15 protein-coding genes and 3 pseudogenes are annotated in these 16,152 nt (G+C 67.6%); 9 read left to right on the top strand and 9 right to left on the bottom strand.

The features are described 5' to 3' along the window. Positions 1-71: 71 nt before the first annotated feature. Positions 72-1,581 (bottom strand): annotated as a pseudogene (locus tag C5N14_RS28405) (ISL3 family transposase). A gap of 285 nt (positions 1,582-1,866) precedes the next feature. Here C5N14_RS28405 and C5N14_RS28400 point away from each other — a divergent pair. The 3 genes and pseudogenes from C5N14_RS28400 (at position 1,867) to C5N14_RS28390 (ending at position 3,793) form a co-directional block, all read left to right on the top strand. Continuing rightward, positions 1,867-2,307 (top strand): hypothetical protein, encoded by a 441-nt coding sequence (locus C5N14_RS28400; protein WP_117672525.1) that lies wholly within the window; start codon positions 1,867-1,869, stop codon positions 2,305-2,307. 49 nt (positions 2,308-2,356) lie between these two features. Beyond that, a pseudogene (locus tag C5N14_RS28395) lies at positions 2,357-3,016 on the top strand (IS5 family transposase); the annotation flags it as partial. Between the two features lie 204 nt (positions 3,017-3,220). After that, complete coding sequence (locus tag C5N14_RS28390) at positions 3,221-3,793, top strand: hypothetical protein (RefSeq protein ID WP_117672524.1); 573 nt, start codon at positions 3,221-3,223, stop codon at positions 3,791-3,793. Between the two features lie 866 nt (positions 3,794-4,659). On the opposite strand, the gene C5N14_RS28380 is transcribed toward C5N14_RS28390, so the two are convergent. Continuing rightward, positions 4,660-6,006: a helix-turn-helix transcriptional regulator gene (locus C5N14_RS28380; RefSeq protein WP_117672522.1), complete on the bottom strand. Its 1,347-nt coding sequence runs from the start codon at positions 6,004-6,006 to the stop codon at positions 4,660-4,662. Positions 6,007-6,522: 516 nt separating this feature from the next. Here C5N14_RS28380 and C5N14_RS28370 point away from each other — a divergent pair. The 4 genes and pseudogenes from C5N14_RS28370 to C5N14_RS28355 all read left to right on the top strand — a co-directional run bounded on the left by C5N14_RS28370 (position 6,523) and on the right by C5N14_RS28355 (position 8,213). After that, positions 6,523-6,786 (top strand): hypothetical protein, encoded by a 264-nt coding sequence (locus C5N14_RS28370; RefSeq protein WP_165878260.1) that lies wholly within the window; start codon positions 6,523-6,525, stop codon positions 6,784-6,786. A gap of 99 nt (positions 6,787-6,885) precedes the next feature. After that, positions 6,886-7,347 (top strand): DUF5956 family protein, encoded by a 462-nt coding sequence (locus C5N14_RS33515; RefSeq protein WP_243640130.1) that lies wholly within the window; start codon positions 6,886-6,888, stop codon positions 7,345-7,347. Between the two features lie 198 nt (positions 7,348-7,545). Continuing rightward, a pseudogene (locus C5N14_RS28360) lies at positions 7,546-7,851 on the top strand (transposase); the annotation flags it as partial. Continuing rightward, entirely contained in the window at positions 7,833-8,213 is a 381-nt protein-coding gene (locus C5N14_RS28355) for a DDE-type integrase/transposase/recombinase (RefSeq protein WP_117672516.1), read from the top strand. The pseudogene C5N14_RS28360 and the gene C5N14_RS28355, both read left to right, overlap by 19 nt. Before the next feature lie 134 nt (positions 8,214-8,347). Here the strand turns inward: C5N14_RS28355 and C5N14_RS28350 are convergent, their stop codons facing one another. Together C5N14_RS28350 and C5N14_RS33510 are read right to left on the bottom strand one after the other, a co-directional pair. Next, complete coding sequence (locus C5N14_RS28350) at positions 8,348-9,169, bottom strand: ATP-grasp domain-containing protein (protein WP_117672514.1); 822 nt, start codon at positions 9,167-9,169, stop codon at positions 8,348-8,350. 237 nt (positions 9,170-9,406) lie between these two features. After that, positions 9,407-10,075 (bottom strand): transposase, encoded by a 669-nt coding sequence (locus tag C5N14_RS33510; protein ID WP_243640127.1) that lies wholly within the window; start codon positions 10,073-10,075, stop codon positions 9,407-9,409. On the opposite strand from C5N14_RS33510, the gene C5N14_RS33505 reads away from it, so the two are divergent. Both C5N14_RS33505 and C5N14_RS32460 read left to right on the top strand, forming a co-directional pair. Next, entirely contained in the window at positions 10,069-10,260 is a 192-nt protein-coding gene (locus C5N14_RS33505; protein ID WP_243640125.1) for a hypothetical protein, read from the top strand. The genes C5N14_RS33510 and C5N14_RS33505 overlap by 7 nt on opposite strands. Positions 10,261-10,689: 429 nt before the next feature. Next, on the top strand, positions 10,690-10,848 hold the full coding sequence (locus tag C5N14_RS32460) for an IS110 family transposase (protein WP_165878259.1): 159 nt from the start codon (positions 10,690-10,692) through the stop codon (positions 10,846-10,848). 297 nt (positions 10,849-11,145) lie between these two features. On the opposite strand, the gene C5N14_RS28340 is transcribed toward C5N14_RS32460, so the two are convergent. The 5 genes from C5N14_RS28340 to C5N14_RS28320 all read right to left on the bottom strand — a co-directional run bounded on the left by C5N14_RS28340 (position 11,146) and on the right by C5N14_RS28320 (position 15,743). Next, positions 11,146-11,541 (bottom strand): hypothetical protein, encoded by a 396-nt coding sequence (locus tag C5N14_RS28340; RefSeq protein ID WP_117672512.1) that lies wholly within the window; start codon positions 11,539-11,541, stop codon positions 11,146-11,148. A 32-nt stretch (positions 11,542-11,573) separates the two neighbouring features. Next, positions 11,574-13,583 carry a hypothetical protein gene (locus tag C5N14_RS28335; protein ID WP_117672586.1) on the bottom strand — a complete coding sequence of 670 codons (2,010 nt, stop codon included), beginning with the start codon at positions 13,581-13,583 and terminating at the stop codon, positions 11,574-11,576. A 190-nt stretch (positions 13,584-13,773) separates the two neighbouring features. Then, positions 13,774-14,604: a TIGR02452 family protein gene (locus C5N14_RS28330; RefSeq protein WP_117672584.1), complete on the bottom strand. Its 831-nt coding sequence runs from the start codon at positions 14,602-14,604 to the stop codon at positions 13,774-13,776. 192 nt (positions 14,605-14,796) lie between these two features. Further along, positions 14,797-15,138 carry a nuclear transport factor 2 family protein gene (locus tag C5N14_RS28325; protein WP_165878258.1) on the bottom strand — a complete coding sequence of 114 codons (342 nt, stop codon included), beginning with the start codon at positions 15,136-15,138 and terminating at the stop codon, positions 14,797-14,799. Positions 15,139-15,140: 2 nt separating this feature from the next. Then, positions 15,141-15,743 (bottom strand): hypothetical protein, encoded by a 603-nt coding sequence (locus tag C5N14_RS28320; protein ID WP_165878257.1) that lies wholly within the window; start codon positions 15,741-15,743, stop codon positions 15,141-15,143. Positions 15,744-16,152: the final 409 nt, after the last annotated feature.

Below are 16,152 nucleotides of genomic sequence, written 5' to 3'. Positions count from 1 at the left end.
CCGTGTCCTTTGATGCAGGGCCTATCTCGCCAACGGCCCTGTCTCATATTCGGTGGTGACGTAGGGTGCTGCTATCCGAGGAGGATGCGGTGGCGGAGCAGGGTGAAGCCTGCTCGTCCGTGCATCTGGCGTGCGATCCGTTTGGTCTTGGTGTTGACGCCTTCGGTGGGGCCGTTGCTGTAGGGAAGCGTGAGCGCGGCGTTCACGGCGTCGCGATCGCGTTCCAGACCCCGGGTGAAGGCGTGTAGGTGAGGCAGATCGGCCGCGCGGACCTGGACGATCCAGAGTGAGAGCCGGTCGGCGTTTCCCGGCTGAGGCTTCAGGAGTTCGGCGAAGCGCCCGACAATGGCGGCCAGTTGGGTCATCTCGGGGCAGGCTGCGGTGAGCCGTGCCAGCAGATCTCGATGCTCGGGCTTGAGGTTGTCGGGCTTGGTGAGGATCATTCGGGCGAGCCGGCGTGGGGAGATGTGGCTGCGGTCGGCGTCCGCGCGGCCTTGGTTGATGTACTTGTGCAGCAGGTTCAGGCAGCCGGTGTAGCCGAGGGCCTTGATTTCTTTGAAGAGGTGCTTGACGGGGACGCCGGGGTCTTCGGCCCGATGTTTGCGCAGGTGTTCACGGTAGGGGTCGACGAGGCTGGCACGGTACTTGGGGACGCGGAGCATCCGTTCGGGCCGGTCGGCTCGTGCGTAGCGTTTGACGGTGTTCAGGGCCAACTGCAGGCGGCGGGCGCACTCCAGCAGGCCCACGCCCTGGTCGAGCAGACTGTGGACCTGGTGCCAGCGTTGCAGGGTCGTCTGCGCGCGGGACCCGTCGTAGATGGGTGCGTCCAGTACGGGGGCCCAGCAGGTGCTGTGCGCCTTTACCTCGCTGAGGGCCGCTTCGCATAGGTTGTGCCATAGGTGCCATCGGTCCGCGACCTGCACCGCGGCGGGCAAAGCGCGGCGGATGGCCTCGGCGTAGGTGGCCGAGCCGTCGCGGCACACGACCTCGACGCCGGGATGCTCGCGCAGCCACGCTTCCAGGATGTCGGCGGTGCGGTCGGGTAGTTACGTCGATCCGCTCATGTGTCTCGACGTCGATCACCACGGTGGCGTAGCGGTGCCGCCGGCGCAGAGCGAAATCGTCAACGCCGATCACACGGGCCGTCCGCCCGGTGGGCAACGGGATGCGCAGCAGGGCGCGCAGGGCCGTGTGACGGGACAGGCCCATGGCCAGTATCGCCAGCAAACGCGACCCTGCCCGGCCCGCTAACTCCTTAACGACGGCTTTGACCTGCCTGTTCAAACGGGCCGTGCGGCGCTGGTATCGCTCCAGCACCCCAGGAACCTGTTCGCGGAAGGTGTGACGACGGCAGCCGCGCGTGGGGCACACCAGACGCCGTACCCGCACGCGGACCACCACCCGACGCCCGTCGATCGGAACGTCGGCCACCGTCCGCCAGTGATAGCCGTGGACCCGTCCCGACGAGGCCCCGCACATCGGGCAGACCGCAGTGTCCTGCGGCGTCCGGGCCAGCACCACGATCCGCTCACCCTCGACTGCCACGTCCTCGATGACCAGCGGAGACAGCCCCGAGAACACCGCCTGCACAAGCTTGTTGACATTCTCCACATAGGAGGCAACGACACCCCATCACCCTCCGTCACCACCGAATGTGAGACAGGGCCAAAGGTTGAGCGTTCTGGCTGGAGCTCTGGTCCCGTGTCGCGTTTTCAGTTGCTCTCGGATGCCCAGTGGTCGTTGATCGAGGGATGCTCCCGGAACCGACGGGACGCCCGGGCCGGAAAGGAATGGCCGCGACGTACAATCGCGGTGAGGGCGAAGCGCCAGGCCGAGATTCCGGCGCCGCTGTGAGGGGGGGTCAGGATGTTCGGTTCGAAGAAGCTCAACGATCTGATGGCGCAGCTCAGGCCCGACCTGAGTCGGGAATCGCTCGGCGTCGGGCCCGACTTCCCGGGCGTCGCCCCGAACCCGCTCCTGAGCAGTGATGCATGGAAGCGCAATGCGGAACTGCGTGCGGGGGCGCTTGCGCTCGGCGTTCTCGTCGACTGGCGGGAGGTCAGCAGCGACGGCAGTCCACGCGTGGTCCTGATGTTCGACGTGGAGACCGCCGACGGCGTCTCGTTCCGCGGTATCGCAGACGAAGACCTCACGATCACCGAGCTCACCCGACTCGCCCCAGGACAGACGTTGCCCGTGCGCTACCGGCCGACCGTCATGGACCACTACGTCGCCCTTGCCCGGGACGCGGACCCCGCCCATGTGCAGCAGCTCTCTGACGAGATCGCGAGCCGCAAGCGGGCCTGACCCGAAGCCATTGGCCGGGTGCGGCTAGGGCGTGTCCGGCACAGGTTGAAGACCGTGCAAGTGGACCAGACGACAGATCATCGACGGCATACGGTGGCGGGTACGCACCGGTGCGCCATGGCGTGACGTGCCCGCGAACTACGCCCCGTGGCAGTCGCTGTATCGATGGTTCCGCCGTTGGCAGCGTGATGGCACATGGGCTCGCGTCTTGGCGGGGCTGCAGGCCGCTGCCGATGCTGCCGGGCGCATCGACTGGAGTGTCAGCGTCGACTCCACGATCAGCCGTGCCCATCATTACGCGGCCGGTGCCCGTCGTGACGGCGACCGGCAGAAAGAACCACCGGGCGGGATCCATGCCGAACCTGCCGATCACGCGCTGGGCCGTTCGCGGGGCGGGTGGAGCACCAAGACGCATCTTGCCTGTGAACAGGGCCGTAAGGTCCTGGCCACCGTCGTCACGGCCGGGCACCGTGGTGACAGCCCGCAATTCACCACGGTCCTCGACCGCATCCGGGTTGCCCGCTGCGGGCCCGGTCGGCCCCGGACCCGCCCGCTGCAGGTTTTGGCGGACCGGGCCTACACGTCCAGGGCCAACCGCGCCTACCTGCGCCGCCGAGGAATCAAGGCCTGCATCCCGAGCAAGAGCGACCAAGACGCCCACCGCCTCGCGAAAGGCTCCCGTGGCGGCCGGCCACCTGCCTTCAGCCCTGTTGTAGCGGGTGGCGACACCACGGTGACAACGTCATCGGGTGCACCGCCGCGATGGCGCAGTGGGCCATGGTCGTCGTCCTGACCCGACGGCTGGTCCGCTTCCACCGCACCGGCCGCCTCCGAACTGTCACCAGCCCCGCCTGACTCGAACGACGACCCGCTCCGCCTAAGCCAAGCCGGGTAACAAGATACGGTCGGGATCATGACCCTCATCTTCGCCGACCTCGGCCTGCACCTGGGCGTCCTGGACGCCCTGCTGGATGACGCGATCGCTGCCGACGACCTCAAGGCGCTCATCGAGTCGACCGGCCCCGATGGCCCGGAGGACGGCTACCCAGGTCCAGGCCCGCGCCTGGAGGCGTCACTAGAGCTGTTACATGCCGTCGCGGTGCCGTCGGCCGAGGCTGCAGCGATCACCCACTTGCAGTTCGACGGCGGCAGCGACATCTACATGCTGATCGAGCAGACCCTGGACATCGACACCGGCGGCGAGTCCGACGACTACAACGTGACGTCGCTGGAGGGCATTCGCGCACTGTCCAGCCTGCGGTCCCTGGACCTGGACGGCCACGGCTACCGTCGAGGGCCGTTGGAGCTGACCCCGCTGACCGGCCACCCGGCCCTGTCGGAACTGGTACTGACCGGGAAATGCACGGGAGCGGCGGCGCTGGAGTCGCTGCCTGCGCTACACACCCTCGACGTCTCGCTGGCGCACCTCGACGACCCCGATGTCCTGACCCGCTTGGAGGCCCGCGGAACGACGGTCCACCGTTGACCGTGCCACAGCAGAGGCCGTTGCCCACAGAGGCCGGGAGTCCTGGGTGGGGGAGCAGGTTGGTGCCCGACGCCCACTGCCTCGGCGCGGCCGACGCGCCCCCAACCGCATACATCTGCGGCGTCTGAGCAGTACAAAAGCGGTCGAGGTGCAGGCCGACTTCCACGGCGGGGCGTCAACCTGCGCCAGCCGGCGGCAGCGATGCGCTGCGCCTGGTTGCCGCTCGCTGGTGCACCCCGTAGTACCACCGGCGTGCATCTTTTCGGTTAATAACTGCCGTAGTTCGATGACTGCCGGTCGCAAGGCCAAAGGCTCCAAAGGCGGCCGCCCACCCGCCTTCGACCGGCCGTGCCCTCCATCGCTACAAGCGGATCTTCATACGGCGATGGCGCAACTTGCTGGCGTGGTGGCCTTCATGCTCTTCGACGCCTATGAGCACGCCGATGCCCGGCGGCGGTTTGCCTTCGCGTTGCAGTGCGCTGAGATCGGCGGGAACTGGCACCAACGTGCTGTGCTGCTGGCCGACCGGGCTGACCGACTAACGCCGACGGAACGGGCGATGCTTCACACCGTGCGGGCTCGAGCCTTGGCCAAGTTCGGGCCAACCCGGGCTCAGGAGGTCTTTGCCGCCGTCGGGGCCGCCGATGAGGCATTCGCCCACTCGCAGCCAAGTGAAGACCCTCCTTGGATGCGCTTCTATGACGACGCCCAACACCACGGAGACACGGCCCACGCGCTCTACGACGTCGCCGTAAGTACCACGCTGGCAACAGAGGCCGATGGGCGGTTCCGGCACTCTGTGACTCATCGGGCGCCCCTCGGCGGCGGGAGGGTGTCGCATGGGCGACAGCCGGAGAGGCCGGAGGTCAGCGGGCGGCGCCGGGCACGCCGACGCGGGCTGCGAACGAGCGTAGGCCCGGTAGCCCGCCGCGTACGTCGGCGGCGAGCAGCGTGGCCGTGAGCTGCTGCGCCCATGGCCGGTACAGCACTTCCTGCGGGGCGGCGGCCTCGGCTTCCCGAAGCGCCTCCCACGCCTGCGTCGGCCGGCCGCGCCCCATCCACGCGAGCGCCGTGTCTTCCCAGTAGCGGGCCCTCCGTTCCGGAGTGGCGCACAGGTCGAGGCGTACCTGCCTGGCGTGGTCGACGGCTTGGCCGTAGTCGCCCAGGGCCCGGGCGATGCCCGACCGGTAAAGCTCCAAGTCGTTGCGTCCGAATCCGATCTGCCGGCCGGATGCCAGCGCCGCGCCGGCCTCGCCCGCCAGCGTCCAGGCGTCGTCTCGCCGGTCGGCCAGAGCGGCGGTGTACGCGGCCGTCGCCAGCATCGACGCGTACAGCGACCTGTCCCGGCCGTCGGCAAGCCGGGTGTCGGCGCGTAGGCCCGTCGCGGCGGTGACGATCACCCGCCGGGCCTCGTCGTGCTGCCCTGACCGGCGCAGCACCACGGCGGCGGTCCGGTGGGCTTCGGCGAGCGCCCGGGGATTGCCGGCGGCCCGCGCGGTCTGCACGGCCCGGTCCGTCATCGACCATGCGAGGCCGGTCTCGTGAAGCTTCACGGCTAGGTTGGCCGCTACCCCGTACACGGTGGCCAGCACGCCCTCCACCTGGGCCGGATCATCTGACACCGCCGCGTCGCGGGTTGCCTCAACGGCGCGTACCAGCCCGGGCAGGCGGCGGGCGAGTTCCCCATACCGCACCTGATGGAACTCAGCGGTGGCCGCGGTCACCGCCGCGCGGAGCTGACCAACACCTACCGGCCCTACCTCGGGCCTCGAGGCGAACAGCACCTCACCCAAGCCGCCGGCGGTGGCCGCCGCCGGCGAGGGCACCAGCACGGCGGCGGCCACCGCCGACGCTCCGGTGAGGACTGTTCGTCGCCGCATGTCGTCTCCCTCTCTCGCCAGCGCCAGTAGCCGACCGTTGACGTCCAGCGCCGTGTCCAGCGCCGCAACCACGGTCTGCGACGGCCGCCGGAGCCCGCGCTCCACCCGGCTGAGGTAGCCGCGGTCGCAGTGCGCCGCCGCCGCGAGGGCCGCCAGCCCCCACCCTTTCACGGTGCGGAGCCGCCGCACTTCCTCGCCGAGCGTGTCGCTGACGACGGGCTGGTTGCCACCGGTTGCCGGGGTTTTGGCAGCAGGCAACACATGGACCTCCCCGCCAAATTGATTGATGCTCATCTTACGGCCGGCCAGCCAGAAAACCCCCTTGATCAGCACTTTCCCTCACGAGAAGGGATCAACATGCACAAGGCGGCTACAACGATGCTCGCCCGCCATCCTGATCACCGCCGGATTACTCACCGCCCCTACTGCGGCCACCGCAGCACCCCCGAAGCCCGACAGCACCACAACGGCGCTCGCGCCGTGCATCACCCTCGCCACGAAGGAGCAGGCCCACCCAGTGGGTCTGCACCGCCGACGGCCTGACCACCACCACCCACACCCCCGACGGCCTGACCACCACCACCTTCACCCCCCGTCGCCCCCGCCACCCCCGTCGCCACCGACCACGCCCCCAACGACGACTACGACACCTGGTGCGAGACCGGCTCCATCTGCCGCCGCACCATCACCGACTACATCGCCGAGACGAAGGGAAACGCCGCCTACGGCAACAGCTCCGGCGTCCTCGGCACTTACGACGTCGTCATCCGCACCAACCTCAACGGCCGGCAGGCCCAGTGGCGCGTCACCCTGATCTACGACAGCGGCCCCAACCTCGACTTCAACAACATGAGGGTCAACTGCCGTGAGGACCAGGTCGGCCCCGACGCCGACTGCGGCCAGCACCCCGTCGGCGGGCCGGTGATCAGCCCGTCCACCCCGCGATGGGACAGCGGCCTCACCTACGGCAACAAGCTGGTCGACGCCAACGACTACTTCGCGACCGTGACCGGGCAGTTCACCCCCCAGGGGTACCCGTCCTACACGGCGGCGGAGCTCCGGTCGCAGTCCTGGCACTGCGGCACCGGCAACGTGGGGTGCGTGTTCCCGTAACCCTCATCTGCGTTTTCCCGTAACCCTCGCAGTCCGCGCGGTCACACTGGGGCTGGGGCCGCCACATGGCGGCCCCAGCCCTCGTGCCAAGAGGTGATCATGAACAGCCATCCGAACGCCGGCCGTTGGGACGACGTGCCGCTGTCACCCGCGCCCCCCATAGGCGACGAGTACATCGAACTGCCCGAGAGCGGCTGGGGCGGGCTGGTGGGCTGGTGCGCAGGCCCGGCCAGGCTCATTCGTGTCCCCGACCAAGTTGAGGCGCACATTACGACTGTGACCCGTAGCAGCCCGGCCGGCGACGAGCAGTACAGCCGGCCGCGCACCTACGACGAGCAGGCCATCGCCGACGCCGACATCAACGACTACCTGCACGCCTGCGGTGCTCCCGCCCGCCCGACCGGCTACCGGTGGTTCCTGCGCCTACCCGCCGGCTACAGCGAGGACCGGCTGTGGTCCGACCTGATCGGGGGCCTACCCTCATCGGCGATCCACCCGGCCGACATCGCCCCCCGGGTCGACGACATCGTGCGCGGGATCTACGCCGACGCCGGGCGGTAGTTGCGCCCCAGGCTTCGGAGGGAGGTACGGGATGGCCCGCCACCCCGACACCATCATCACGCCCAACACGCTGCTCATCAAGGCCCGCGAACAGCTTCCACCCCCGCAGCGACCCGAGCAGCCCATGTCTCGGGCTGAGCTGGCTGACGTCATCAACTCCGCCCTCACGCAGCTCTACCCCGGACGAGACCTCAGCGCCTTTTCGATCAGCCTGACGCCGACGCCGTCCGAGCCCAGTTCGACCGAGTCGTGGCCACGATCGAGGCGAAGTTCCCTGCCGCGGCCGACCATCTCGACACCGCCCGCGACGACCTGCTCGCCTTCGCCGGCTTCCCCCGCGAGATCTGGCGCCAGATCTGGTCGAACAATCCGCAGGAACGGTTGAACAAGGAGATCCGCCGCCGCACCGACGTTGTCGGGATCTTTCCCAACCGGCCGTCGATCATCCGCCTCGTCGGCGCCGTCCTCGCCGAACAGACCGACGAATGGACCGAAGGCCGCCGCTCGTCTCGGCACGTCGGGACGCCGCCGCGGCCCGGCGGTTCTTCCATCGAGCGCTGAACTCGCTGAAGGTCTCGCCCAGCGAGGTTGTCACCGACGCGAACCCGGTCTACCCGAGGGTGCTCGACGAGCTGGTTCCGTCGGCGTGGCACCACGTCGAGCGGCATGCCAACAATCCGATCGAGACTGATCACAGCCAGCTCACGCACCGGCTCAGACCGAAGCGCGGGCTCCGCACCGACCGCACCGCCCAGACGATCATCACCGGCCACGCGCCTTCGTGCAGAACCTCCGACGCGGACACTACGAACTCGGACCCGACGTCCCACCCGCGCTACGGGTGGTCGCCGCCTTCACCGAACTGACGCGAGCGATCTGACCAATGCCCGCTGACGCGGCTCGGTGTGCCCACCGACCCGCCAATGCAACAGAGCCGCAAGAGCGAATGTTCAGGCAGACAGTGTTGCCGATCAGCGGGCTTGAGCAAGCAGGGCTGTGATCATCGTTTGGGGTTCGATGGTGGTTGTCGGTCGCTAACCTGCCCGTCGCCGAGTTCGATGACCCGCCATACGCCCTCCGTGCGGAGAGCGAGGTCCACGGTGACGAAGGGCAGGCCGAGCCCGGCGATCAACGGTGCGATCGGGGCCAGGTCGACCTCGACCGGCGCGGAATCGTTCGGGCTGTCGGGATGCGGTCCGATCAGGACGCATACGCCGTCGACCCACCACGTGCGTATCTCGGTCGAGGCGAACCGCTCGAAGCGGCGCAGCACGAACCCGCCCACGAAGTCGTCCTCGCGCAGTTCCAGAAACCGGCTCGCCACGCTCCACGCAGCCGCGCCGTCCTCGAGGTCGGGGATGAACGCGGCCTCGTCCCAGTAGTGCTTCATCGACTTGCTGTAGTCACGCAGCACCGCAGGTCCCGCGCCCAGTTCGACACGCGCGCGGTCGAAGTCCGCCTGCTCCGAGCCCGTGGTCCACACCGACGGCGGGGTGACCGCAGCCAGAGCGGCATACCAGCCAGGCAGCTCATGTGCCCGCCGGTACTGCTCACCACCAGTCCGCAACACCACACCGCGCTCAGCGAGCAACTCGGCGAACGTAGCGTACTGCTCGCTACGCAACATCCAGCCGCGGTACACGGCCATACCGCTGCCCGAGACCAATGCGACCGCCCGACGCACATCTCCGCCCCGCGCCAACGCGTCGTGGTCGACCACCGCCACATCGAGACCGGCAGCACGTGCGGCCTGCGCCTCCGCCGCGAAGTGCTCGTCCGGGTGGCGCGGCCGTAGAGGGTCCGCGGGAACCAACAGGATCACGCTTACATCCTGCTACGCGCGGCCGTTCGGCCTCGAACTGTTATTCTACCGCCGCCCGTAGAGTTCTATCCTGGGTCTCGGCGGGTCCGGGAAGTGACTTCTCCGAAGAGCCGGCTTGGGGATGCGAGCCGGTCACGCTGGAGCCAGTTGCCGTTCCCTGTTGTCCTCTCGGGCCCGTCGCCGTGGCCACCGCGTCGTTGATCATGCGCCGGTAGACGATGTCGGACAGGCGTCGTTTCAGGGCGTGCATCGCTTCCATCGATGTCTTGCCGGAGGCCTTCTTGCGGTCGAAGTAGGCGCGTCCTTCGGTGGGATTGCGCAGCTGGACGGTGGCCATGATGTGCAGCATCCGGTTGATCTGCCGGTTCCCGGCACGGAGAGCCGGTGTCGTACCTGCTCGCCCGAGGACGCGTCGATGGGGGCGGTGCCGTTCCAGGAGGCGAAGTGGGCCCGGTTCGGGAACCGGGTGATGTCGCTGACCTCGACCAGCAGCCGGGCGACGCCGGACGGCCCGATGCCGTGCAGGTCCATCAACGTGGTGCCGGTAGAGGCGACCAGTTCGGTCAGTTCCTTGTCTGCGTCCTTGGAGCGCCGGTAGACCCGTTCGAGGTCACCGATCAGCTCCGCGGCGACCCGGCGGCGGGCCTTGCCGACCGCGTCACGGGGCCGGACAGTGGCCAGCAGTACCTTGGCCTGGGCGGCGGACAGACTCTTCATCGCCCCACCCGGAATCAGTTCCAGCAGCAGTTGATGCAGCTGGGACACCATCCGGGTGTGGTCCTCGCCGAGGGAACGGCGCCGGTCGACCAGAATCCGCAGCAGGGCCAGCTGCTCGTCGTTGACCACCGGGCGCAGCCCGGCCATGCGGGTGCCGACCAGCGCGATGGAGTGGGCGCCGGGTGGCATCGGTCTTGCGGCCCTGCCCGGTGGCGAACATCCGCGCCCTGGCGGACAGCTTCGGTGGCACGTCGACGATCTGCTCGCCGTCGGCGAGTAGCCGGTTGGCGATGTGCCGGCCGATGCCCTGGCAGCCCTCGATCGCCCAGACCCGGTTCGGCCACTGTCTGGCGTACTTCCTCATCGCCGTGTAGCCGTCGCAGTCGGTGTCGAACCGGCCGCCGGCGACGGTCTCGTCGCGGGCCATGACCTCGATAGTGGCAGAGCGCTTGTGCGGATCCATACCGATGACCACACGGTCGACGTGCCGCTCAATGGGTCCTCCGATGCTCGATCCACCTGGGTTGTCGAGCCGGGAGGGCAACGCTACTTCGAGCCGAGCAAAACCCTGACTTGTCTACTGGAGTCAGATGCGCGGGTCTGCAGCCCGTAGCGTCAGGGCGCCGATCGGCACTGGCTCGCATACCCCTTGCCGCCCTCGGGTTGGCGCTTCAAGAGCGTGCCGCCGCTGGCCGGCGACCGGCCGTGGCGTGGCTCAACAGAGGCGTGCTCAAGGATTCCCCAAGTCAGGCTGCCCGCCACGGTGATCCTCGTTCGCTTTGACGGGAGGAACCCGGCTCTCCGTGATCACGGTCGGTATCGACCCGCACAAGTCCGCCTTGACCGCTGTCGCCCTCGACGAGACCGGTCACCTGCTGGCGACAAGGCGGATCACCGTCAACACCGCCGCATACAAGACGCTGACCGACTGGGCCGCCCGCTGGCCGCAACGCCGCTCTTGAGCCTCTCCCCGCCCTGCAGCGACGCCCGGGCCGCGCAGGCCAGATGAGAGCCACACGACCAACGTGGGCAGCCGATGTGAGAGCGACAGCCCGGGCGCCTCGACCGAAGCCTGGCCGGGCCACGGTCGCAGGTCAATGAAACAAGTAGCCGATGAGAGGGCGTCGCGCTCGCTGTCGTACCGATGTGAGTTCGCCGAGAAGTGGCCGTGGGCGCCGGCCTGGTCGCGCAAGTCTTGCATGGCGACCGTACTTCTCGGCGATGTGCGGGCCTGCTGGCAGACGCTGATTGTCAGCGGGCTACAGGTTGTTGATTCGGGCCAGCAGCTCTGCCTCGGTCAGGTTTTCCAGGACCGCGTCCTGCTTGCGGCCCAGGACTGCCAGCAGCTTTTCCTTCTCCAGTTTCTTGGCTGCCGCTGCCTTCGCCGACTGGTCCTCCGCGAGGCGGATGGCGATGACGTGCTTGACGACCTCCAACTTGGTCTCCAAGGTTGCCTTGGCCGGATTGGTCTCGGTGGCCACGAACGACTCGGTGTCGATGGCCTTGAGTTCGGCGTTGACCGCCTTGGCCACGTCATCGAGGCTGAAGCCGGACTTGGCGGTCAGCGGAAGCTCCCACAGCTGTTCCGTGGTCAGCAGTCCCTTGGCCGACGGGTAGCGGAATTTCTCCCGCGTGGCCTTTTCAAAAATGGTCACGATGGCCTCTCTCAGATTTTCTGGGTAGGAAATCAGAACTGGATACTGATGAGGTGGCGCCGGCCGTCGGTCATGGTCACCTTGGCGACCACCGAGCTGCGGACCGTGGAGCTGAAGCCGAGGCCGGACAGCTGATCCGGGGACGGCTCGCACTTGGTGCGATCGCCGAGAACCTCGAACACCTTGCGGTGCGGTTGCAGGTCGCCGCGGAGGAACTCGTTGTAGATTCCCCGGGTCGGCTGGTCGTTCACGCACCCTTTCAGCATGAAGAGGTAGTGGCGGTTGCCGACCTCGCCGTCGTCGAAGTAGTTCGGCGAGTACATGATGGTGGACACCGGCACGAACTGTTCGGTGGTGATTCCCCACAGGTCCTTGCCTGCGCTGCCCGGCTGCATGTCCTTACCCGGCCGGAAAGCGGTGATCACCTCGTCGGCGACCGTCATCCGGCCCACCTCGACGGTCTCCTTGTGGCCGACCGCCCGCTCGTGGCTGTAATGCTCGATCTTCCCGTTGCTCTCGGTCTCGATCACGAAGCCGAACTCGGTGCTTTCCCGCTTGTTGAACTGGTTCACCTCGATCCGGTACTCGCCGTCGGGGACGTTGTCGGTCCAGGTAACGTTCTCCACCGGCTCGCGCGAGAACGTCCCGCCCGCGTTCATGTCGACGTCCAGCTTGTTGCGTTTGTCCTTGTACCAGATGTGGTCGCCGTTGGGTTCGAACACGTGCAGGTCGAGGTCGTCGTGGTTGAACCAGGACAGGCTCACCCGCAGCTTGCCGGTGACGTTGCCGCCGGCCCGCTTGACCTTCTCCTTGATCGAGTCGGTGACGTTGCCGTTGTAGGACCAGCCGAAATCGTTGTCCCAGGTGAACAGCCGCGGGGCGGCCGGGTGCCGGCCGGTGGTGAGACTGACGAAGTGCGGTTCGTGGCTGTTGGCGACCCACAGGTCGATGGTCGCGGCGCCAGGCAGGATGTCTTTCATGAAGGTGACCACGGGGATCTCCTCCGGCTTCGCGTCACGAAGGCGTGCACCTGCCGACCTCATGGTGGCCGCCTGCATGAGCAGCCCTTCGATGCCGTCCTTCATTCGCGACTGTGTGTCGTTGTCGACCCATAGCACGTTGGTGACCGACACGTCGGACAGCCGGGCGAACCGTCGCTGCAACGACTCCTCGATGCCCAACTCGTCGATGGTCTTCATGGCAGCCTTGACCATGGCCGGGGTGATCAACGCCGTGGGGCGCTGGTAATTCTGCGGTGCCACCTTCGTCTCGAACGACCGGACCGCCTGCTTTAGGTCGACGCCCGCGGAGAGATCCTGGACGAGGGTGCCGATCACCGTGTTGCGGAACCGGGCCGCCGGATTCATGGCGTTGGCGAAAATGAAGGCCTGTCCGTCGGTCGCCTTCGTCCACCGGTTCTGCAGTGACCGGAACTCGGTCACCGCCCGACGATGCTCAGTGCCGCGGTAGAGGGCGTTGTCGTCGATGAGGTCGACGACGGTGTCCAGAGCGTGCTGGGTCAGCTCGGCCAGGCCACGCTGGAACACCTGCACCGCGGCGTCGAAGGTGCCCCGTGCCGCGCCGACGTCTTTGATGCGATGCCGCTTCTCCACCCGGCCATGCAGGTGGTGCCACACCTCGACCTGGCCGTCGCGCAGCGTCCGGGTCGTCCTCGTCCCGTACTGCGCCTCGGTGGACCGGAAAATGGTGGACAACGGCAGCGTGCTGACGAATTCGTCCATTGCGGCGGCGACGACGGAGAAGACCGGGTCGGACGCAGACACCCCGGACCAGACGGAGCGAACCTGTCCGTTGTGGATCTCGACGATGTTACCGAAGCTCTTGATGAACCCGCGGCAGGTCGAGCAGTCGTACTCGGACCGCTCACGGAACCGGAGATTGGTGCCGGCGGGGAAGGAATCGAGAAAGGTGAGCCAGAGTGAGTCCCCGTCGAGACCGTCGCCGACGACGTACAACTCGCCCTTGGACATCGCGGACAGACGTATAGTCACATCCGTCACGAACTGCTGGAAATCGCCCACCGTGTCATCCTCCTTGATCACCAGAGATCCTATGGAGTGCCTGCAATCGGACAAACGCATTTCCGGCTGTCCGCACGGTCACGGACGGGCGCCGGTGGCCGGCGGTCAGTCGACCGGATTCGCGTACGGCGGTAGGGGTCCGAAGGCGTCGACTGCCTGGGGTGCGTGGTGTTCTCGGGTGGCTGGTGCATCAGGGTGTCGTGGGGGGCGGCTGGCCGGGCGTCGGATGATGCAGGGCGCCGGCGAACGCGGCGTGGGTCGGAGTGGCGGGCTGGCGGTCCAGGATGGCGAACACCACCGTGTCGAACCAGGGGCTGTGGTGCAGGGCGGTGGCGAACGCGCTGGCGACGGTGACCGGATCGTTGCCGAACACGCCGCAGCCCCATGCGCCGAGCACGAGCCTGCGGTGGCCGTTGGTGGCGGCTACCTGAAGGATCCGCATCGCCCGGCGGGTCAACACCACTGGTAGGTCGGGCAGATGTTGCGGCTGGCTGCGCACGATCGCCGAGCGATTGGGTGCGGCGGCGGTCAGAAACGACACCGGGTAGGGCGCCGGCAGCAGAGCCCCCTTGTCGTCGCGGAACACCGGCACGGCCGGCGAGTAGATCACCCGATCGCTGTAAATCAGCTCTGGGTGGGTGCGGTGGTGGGCGTAGAAGTCGCCGGCCGCGCGCAGGCAGGGGTACAGCGCTGAACCGCGGGCCAGGCTCTCCTCCTGTGCCTGGGCGCCGTTGAGGAAGCCACCACCGGGGTTGCGTGCCGAGGCGAAGACCAGGCATGCGAGGTTGCCGCCGAGCCGGCGGGTCGCTTCCAGGGTCGATTCGTTGGTCACTTCGATGGCGGGTGCGGCGTCGATTGGCGAGGACGCCGCCATGGCGTCGTCGGGTAGGTATAACCGGGTGCTGGCCACCGCCCGCGCGACCTGCGATCCGATGGCCACCTCGCCGTCAGCGCTACGGTAGGCGCCACGCCCGACAATGGCCACCGTGTCGCGGGCGATCGCCCGCAGTCGACTACTCACGACCGGCATCATCGCGGTGAGTCCAACTTTCCGCGACCGGTATTGCCACGGCTCGGCTCCGGGAACAACACCCGCCGTTGCGGTGCAGGATGCACAAGAGCATCCGGTCATGCCGCGATCCGAGTGCTGCAAAGCGTGACCATCCAGCAGCAGCCCTCGGAGTGTCCGGACATGCCAAGTTGAGTACGTGGTTTAGCTCGCGTACGCCTGCATTGAAGTGATCATGGCCTGGTCGTCGAAGGTCATGGTGTCGATGACCTCTCTGGTGGGGCCGTCGGCTGGTGTGGCGCGGAAGTGGAACGCGGCGTGGCGGTCGGCGATCGCCACCATAACGAGTTCCATTGTCCGTTGCTCGGTGAGCACGCCGGCAAAGTGCTGCTCGATGGCCGTTCGGCCGGTGACTGGGGGTCCGCCAGCGGGGTCATGCAGGCGGGCATCCGGTGTGTAGAGATCTGCCAGCGCGGTAGCGTCGGCGGCGCCGACGGCGGCAAGGTGAGCCTCGATGGTGGCCCTGATCTGCTCCGTGCTGGCCACGATCAACCGTCGCTTTCCGCCGAAGGACCCGCAGCCGAGGCAGGTCGCGCTTGCCTGTCGAGGACGACGCAGAGGACCCCGGTGTAGCCGGTCGTCGGATCTCCTCGCAGGTCCAGGATCATCTGCTCACCGCCGTCGGCGAAGATGCTGTCGGTGGCGTTGATGGTGTCGCGCTGCGGCCGGCCCTGATAGGGCGGGCGACTGAAAGCCTCGTCGGTGACCGTGTCGGGAAAGTAGAGCTGCGTGGTCACCGAGCGGTCGTCGAGGTGTGCGATGAGGTGGATGTGCACGGTGCGGCTGGCGTACCAGCCCGGGTAGATCGTGTTGAACGCGCACATCCCGCGCTCGTCGGTGCGCTGGCTGCCCCGCAGGTACGTCTCACCGGCGGCGATCACATCGTGCGGCACCGACTCCGAGGTGACCACCTGTCCCGGCCTCGCTTCAAATGGCTGGAAGCCGGAGTATCGGCCCACGTGGTCGGCCTGCCAGACCTCGACGAGGACGTCCGCGAGGGGGGTGGTGGCGTCCGCCGCCAGTAGGCGTAGTCCGAGGCGCAGTGGGAGACCATCGCGGTCCTCGGTGATCTCCCGACGCTCGGGATGCACAGCTCGGTGGTATGGGCCTCGCGTCTGCTCGACAAACAACCGGCAGGTGACTCCGGTCGAGGCCAGTAGTTCGACGAGGTCCTCCTCCACCGTGCCAGTATGGTCCGCCGTTCGTTGCGGCGCCCGCGGTTCGCCGCCCGCCACCCGCGTAACCGATGCTTCTACCCAGGGGAGCGGTGATGGCAGACGAGACACCTGACTACTTCGAGCCCGAGGGCGGGGCGGGTGCTCACGCACCTGCTGATCGTCCGGGACATCGATCGGCCCCGCGCGTTCTATCGGCGGGTGATCGTCCCCAGTTGTTTGCGAAGATCAACCGCCGTTACTGTATCAAGCCACCACCAACATCGACGTCGTCATCCCCGACCCTTGACGCCCACACCAACCGCCTAACTGAACGGCGTTGGTA

It is taken from the genome of Micromonospora sp. MW-13 (assembly GCF_003434305.1).
Classification (GTDB): Bacteria; Actinomycetota; Actinomycetes; order Mycobacteriales; family Micromonosporaceae; genus Micromonospora.
Note: the sequence above shows the minus strand (reverse complement) of the source record. Positions and strands in the feature narration are given on the sequence as shown.

What these genes read in the sequence shown, in the direction of transcription:
- C5N14_RS28400 (WP_117672525.1), top strand. Translation starts at nt 1,867, where the DNA reads ATGTTCGGTTCGAAGAAGCTCAACGATCTGATGGCGCAGCTCAGGCCC.
- C5N14_RS28390 (WP_117672524.1), top strand. Translation starts at nt 3,221, where the DNA reads ATGACCCTCATCTTCGCCGACCTCGGCCTGCACCTGGGCGTCCTGGAC.
- C5N14_RS28370 (WP_165878260.1), top strand. Translation starts at nt 6,523, where the DNA reads ATGAGGGTCAACTGCCGTGAGGACCAGGTCGGCCCCGACGCCGACTGC.
- C5N14_RS33515 (WP_243640130.1), top strand. Translation starts at nt 6,886, where the DNA reads ATGAACAGCCATCCGAACGCCGGCCGTTGGGACGACGTGCCGCTGTCA.
- C5N14_RS28355 (WP_117672516.1), top strand. Translation starts at nt 7,833, where the DNA reads ATGGACCGAAGGCCGCCGCTCGTCTCGGCACGTCGGGACGCCGCCGCG.
- C5N14_RS33510 (WP_243640127.1), bottom strand. Translation starts at nt 10,075, where the DNA reads ATGCCACCCGGCGCCCACTCCATCGCGCTGGTCGGCACCCGCATGGCC.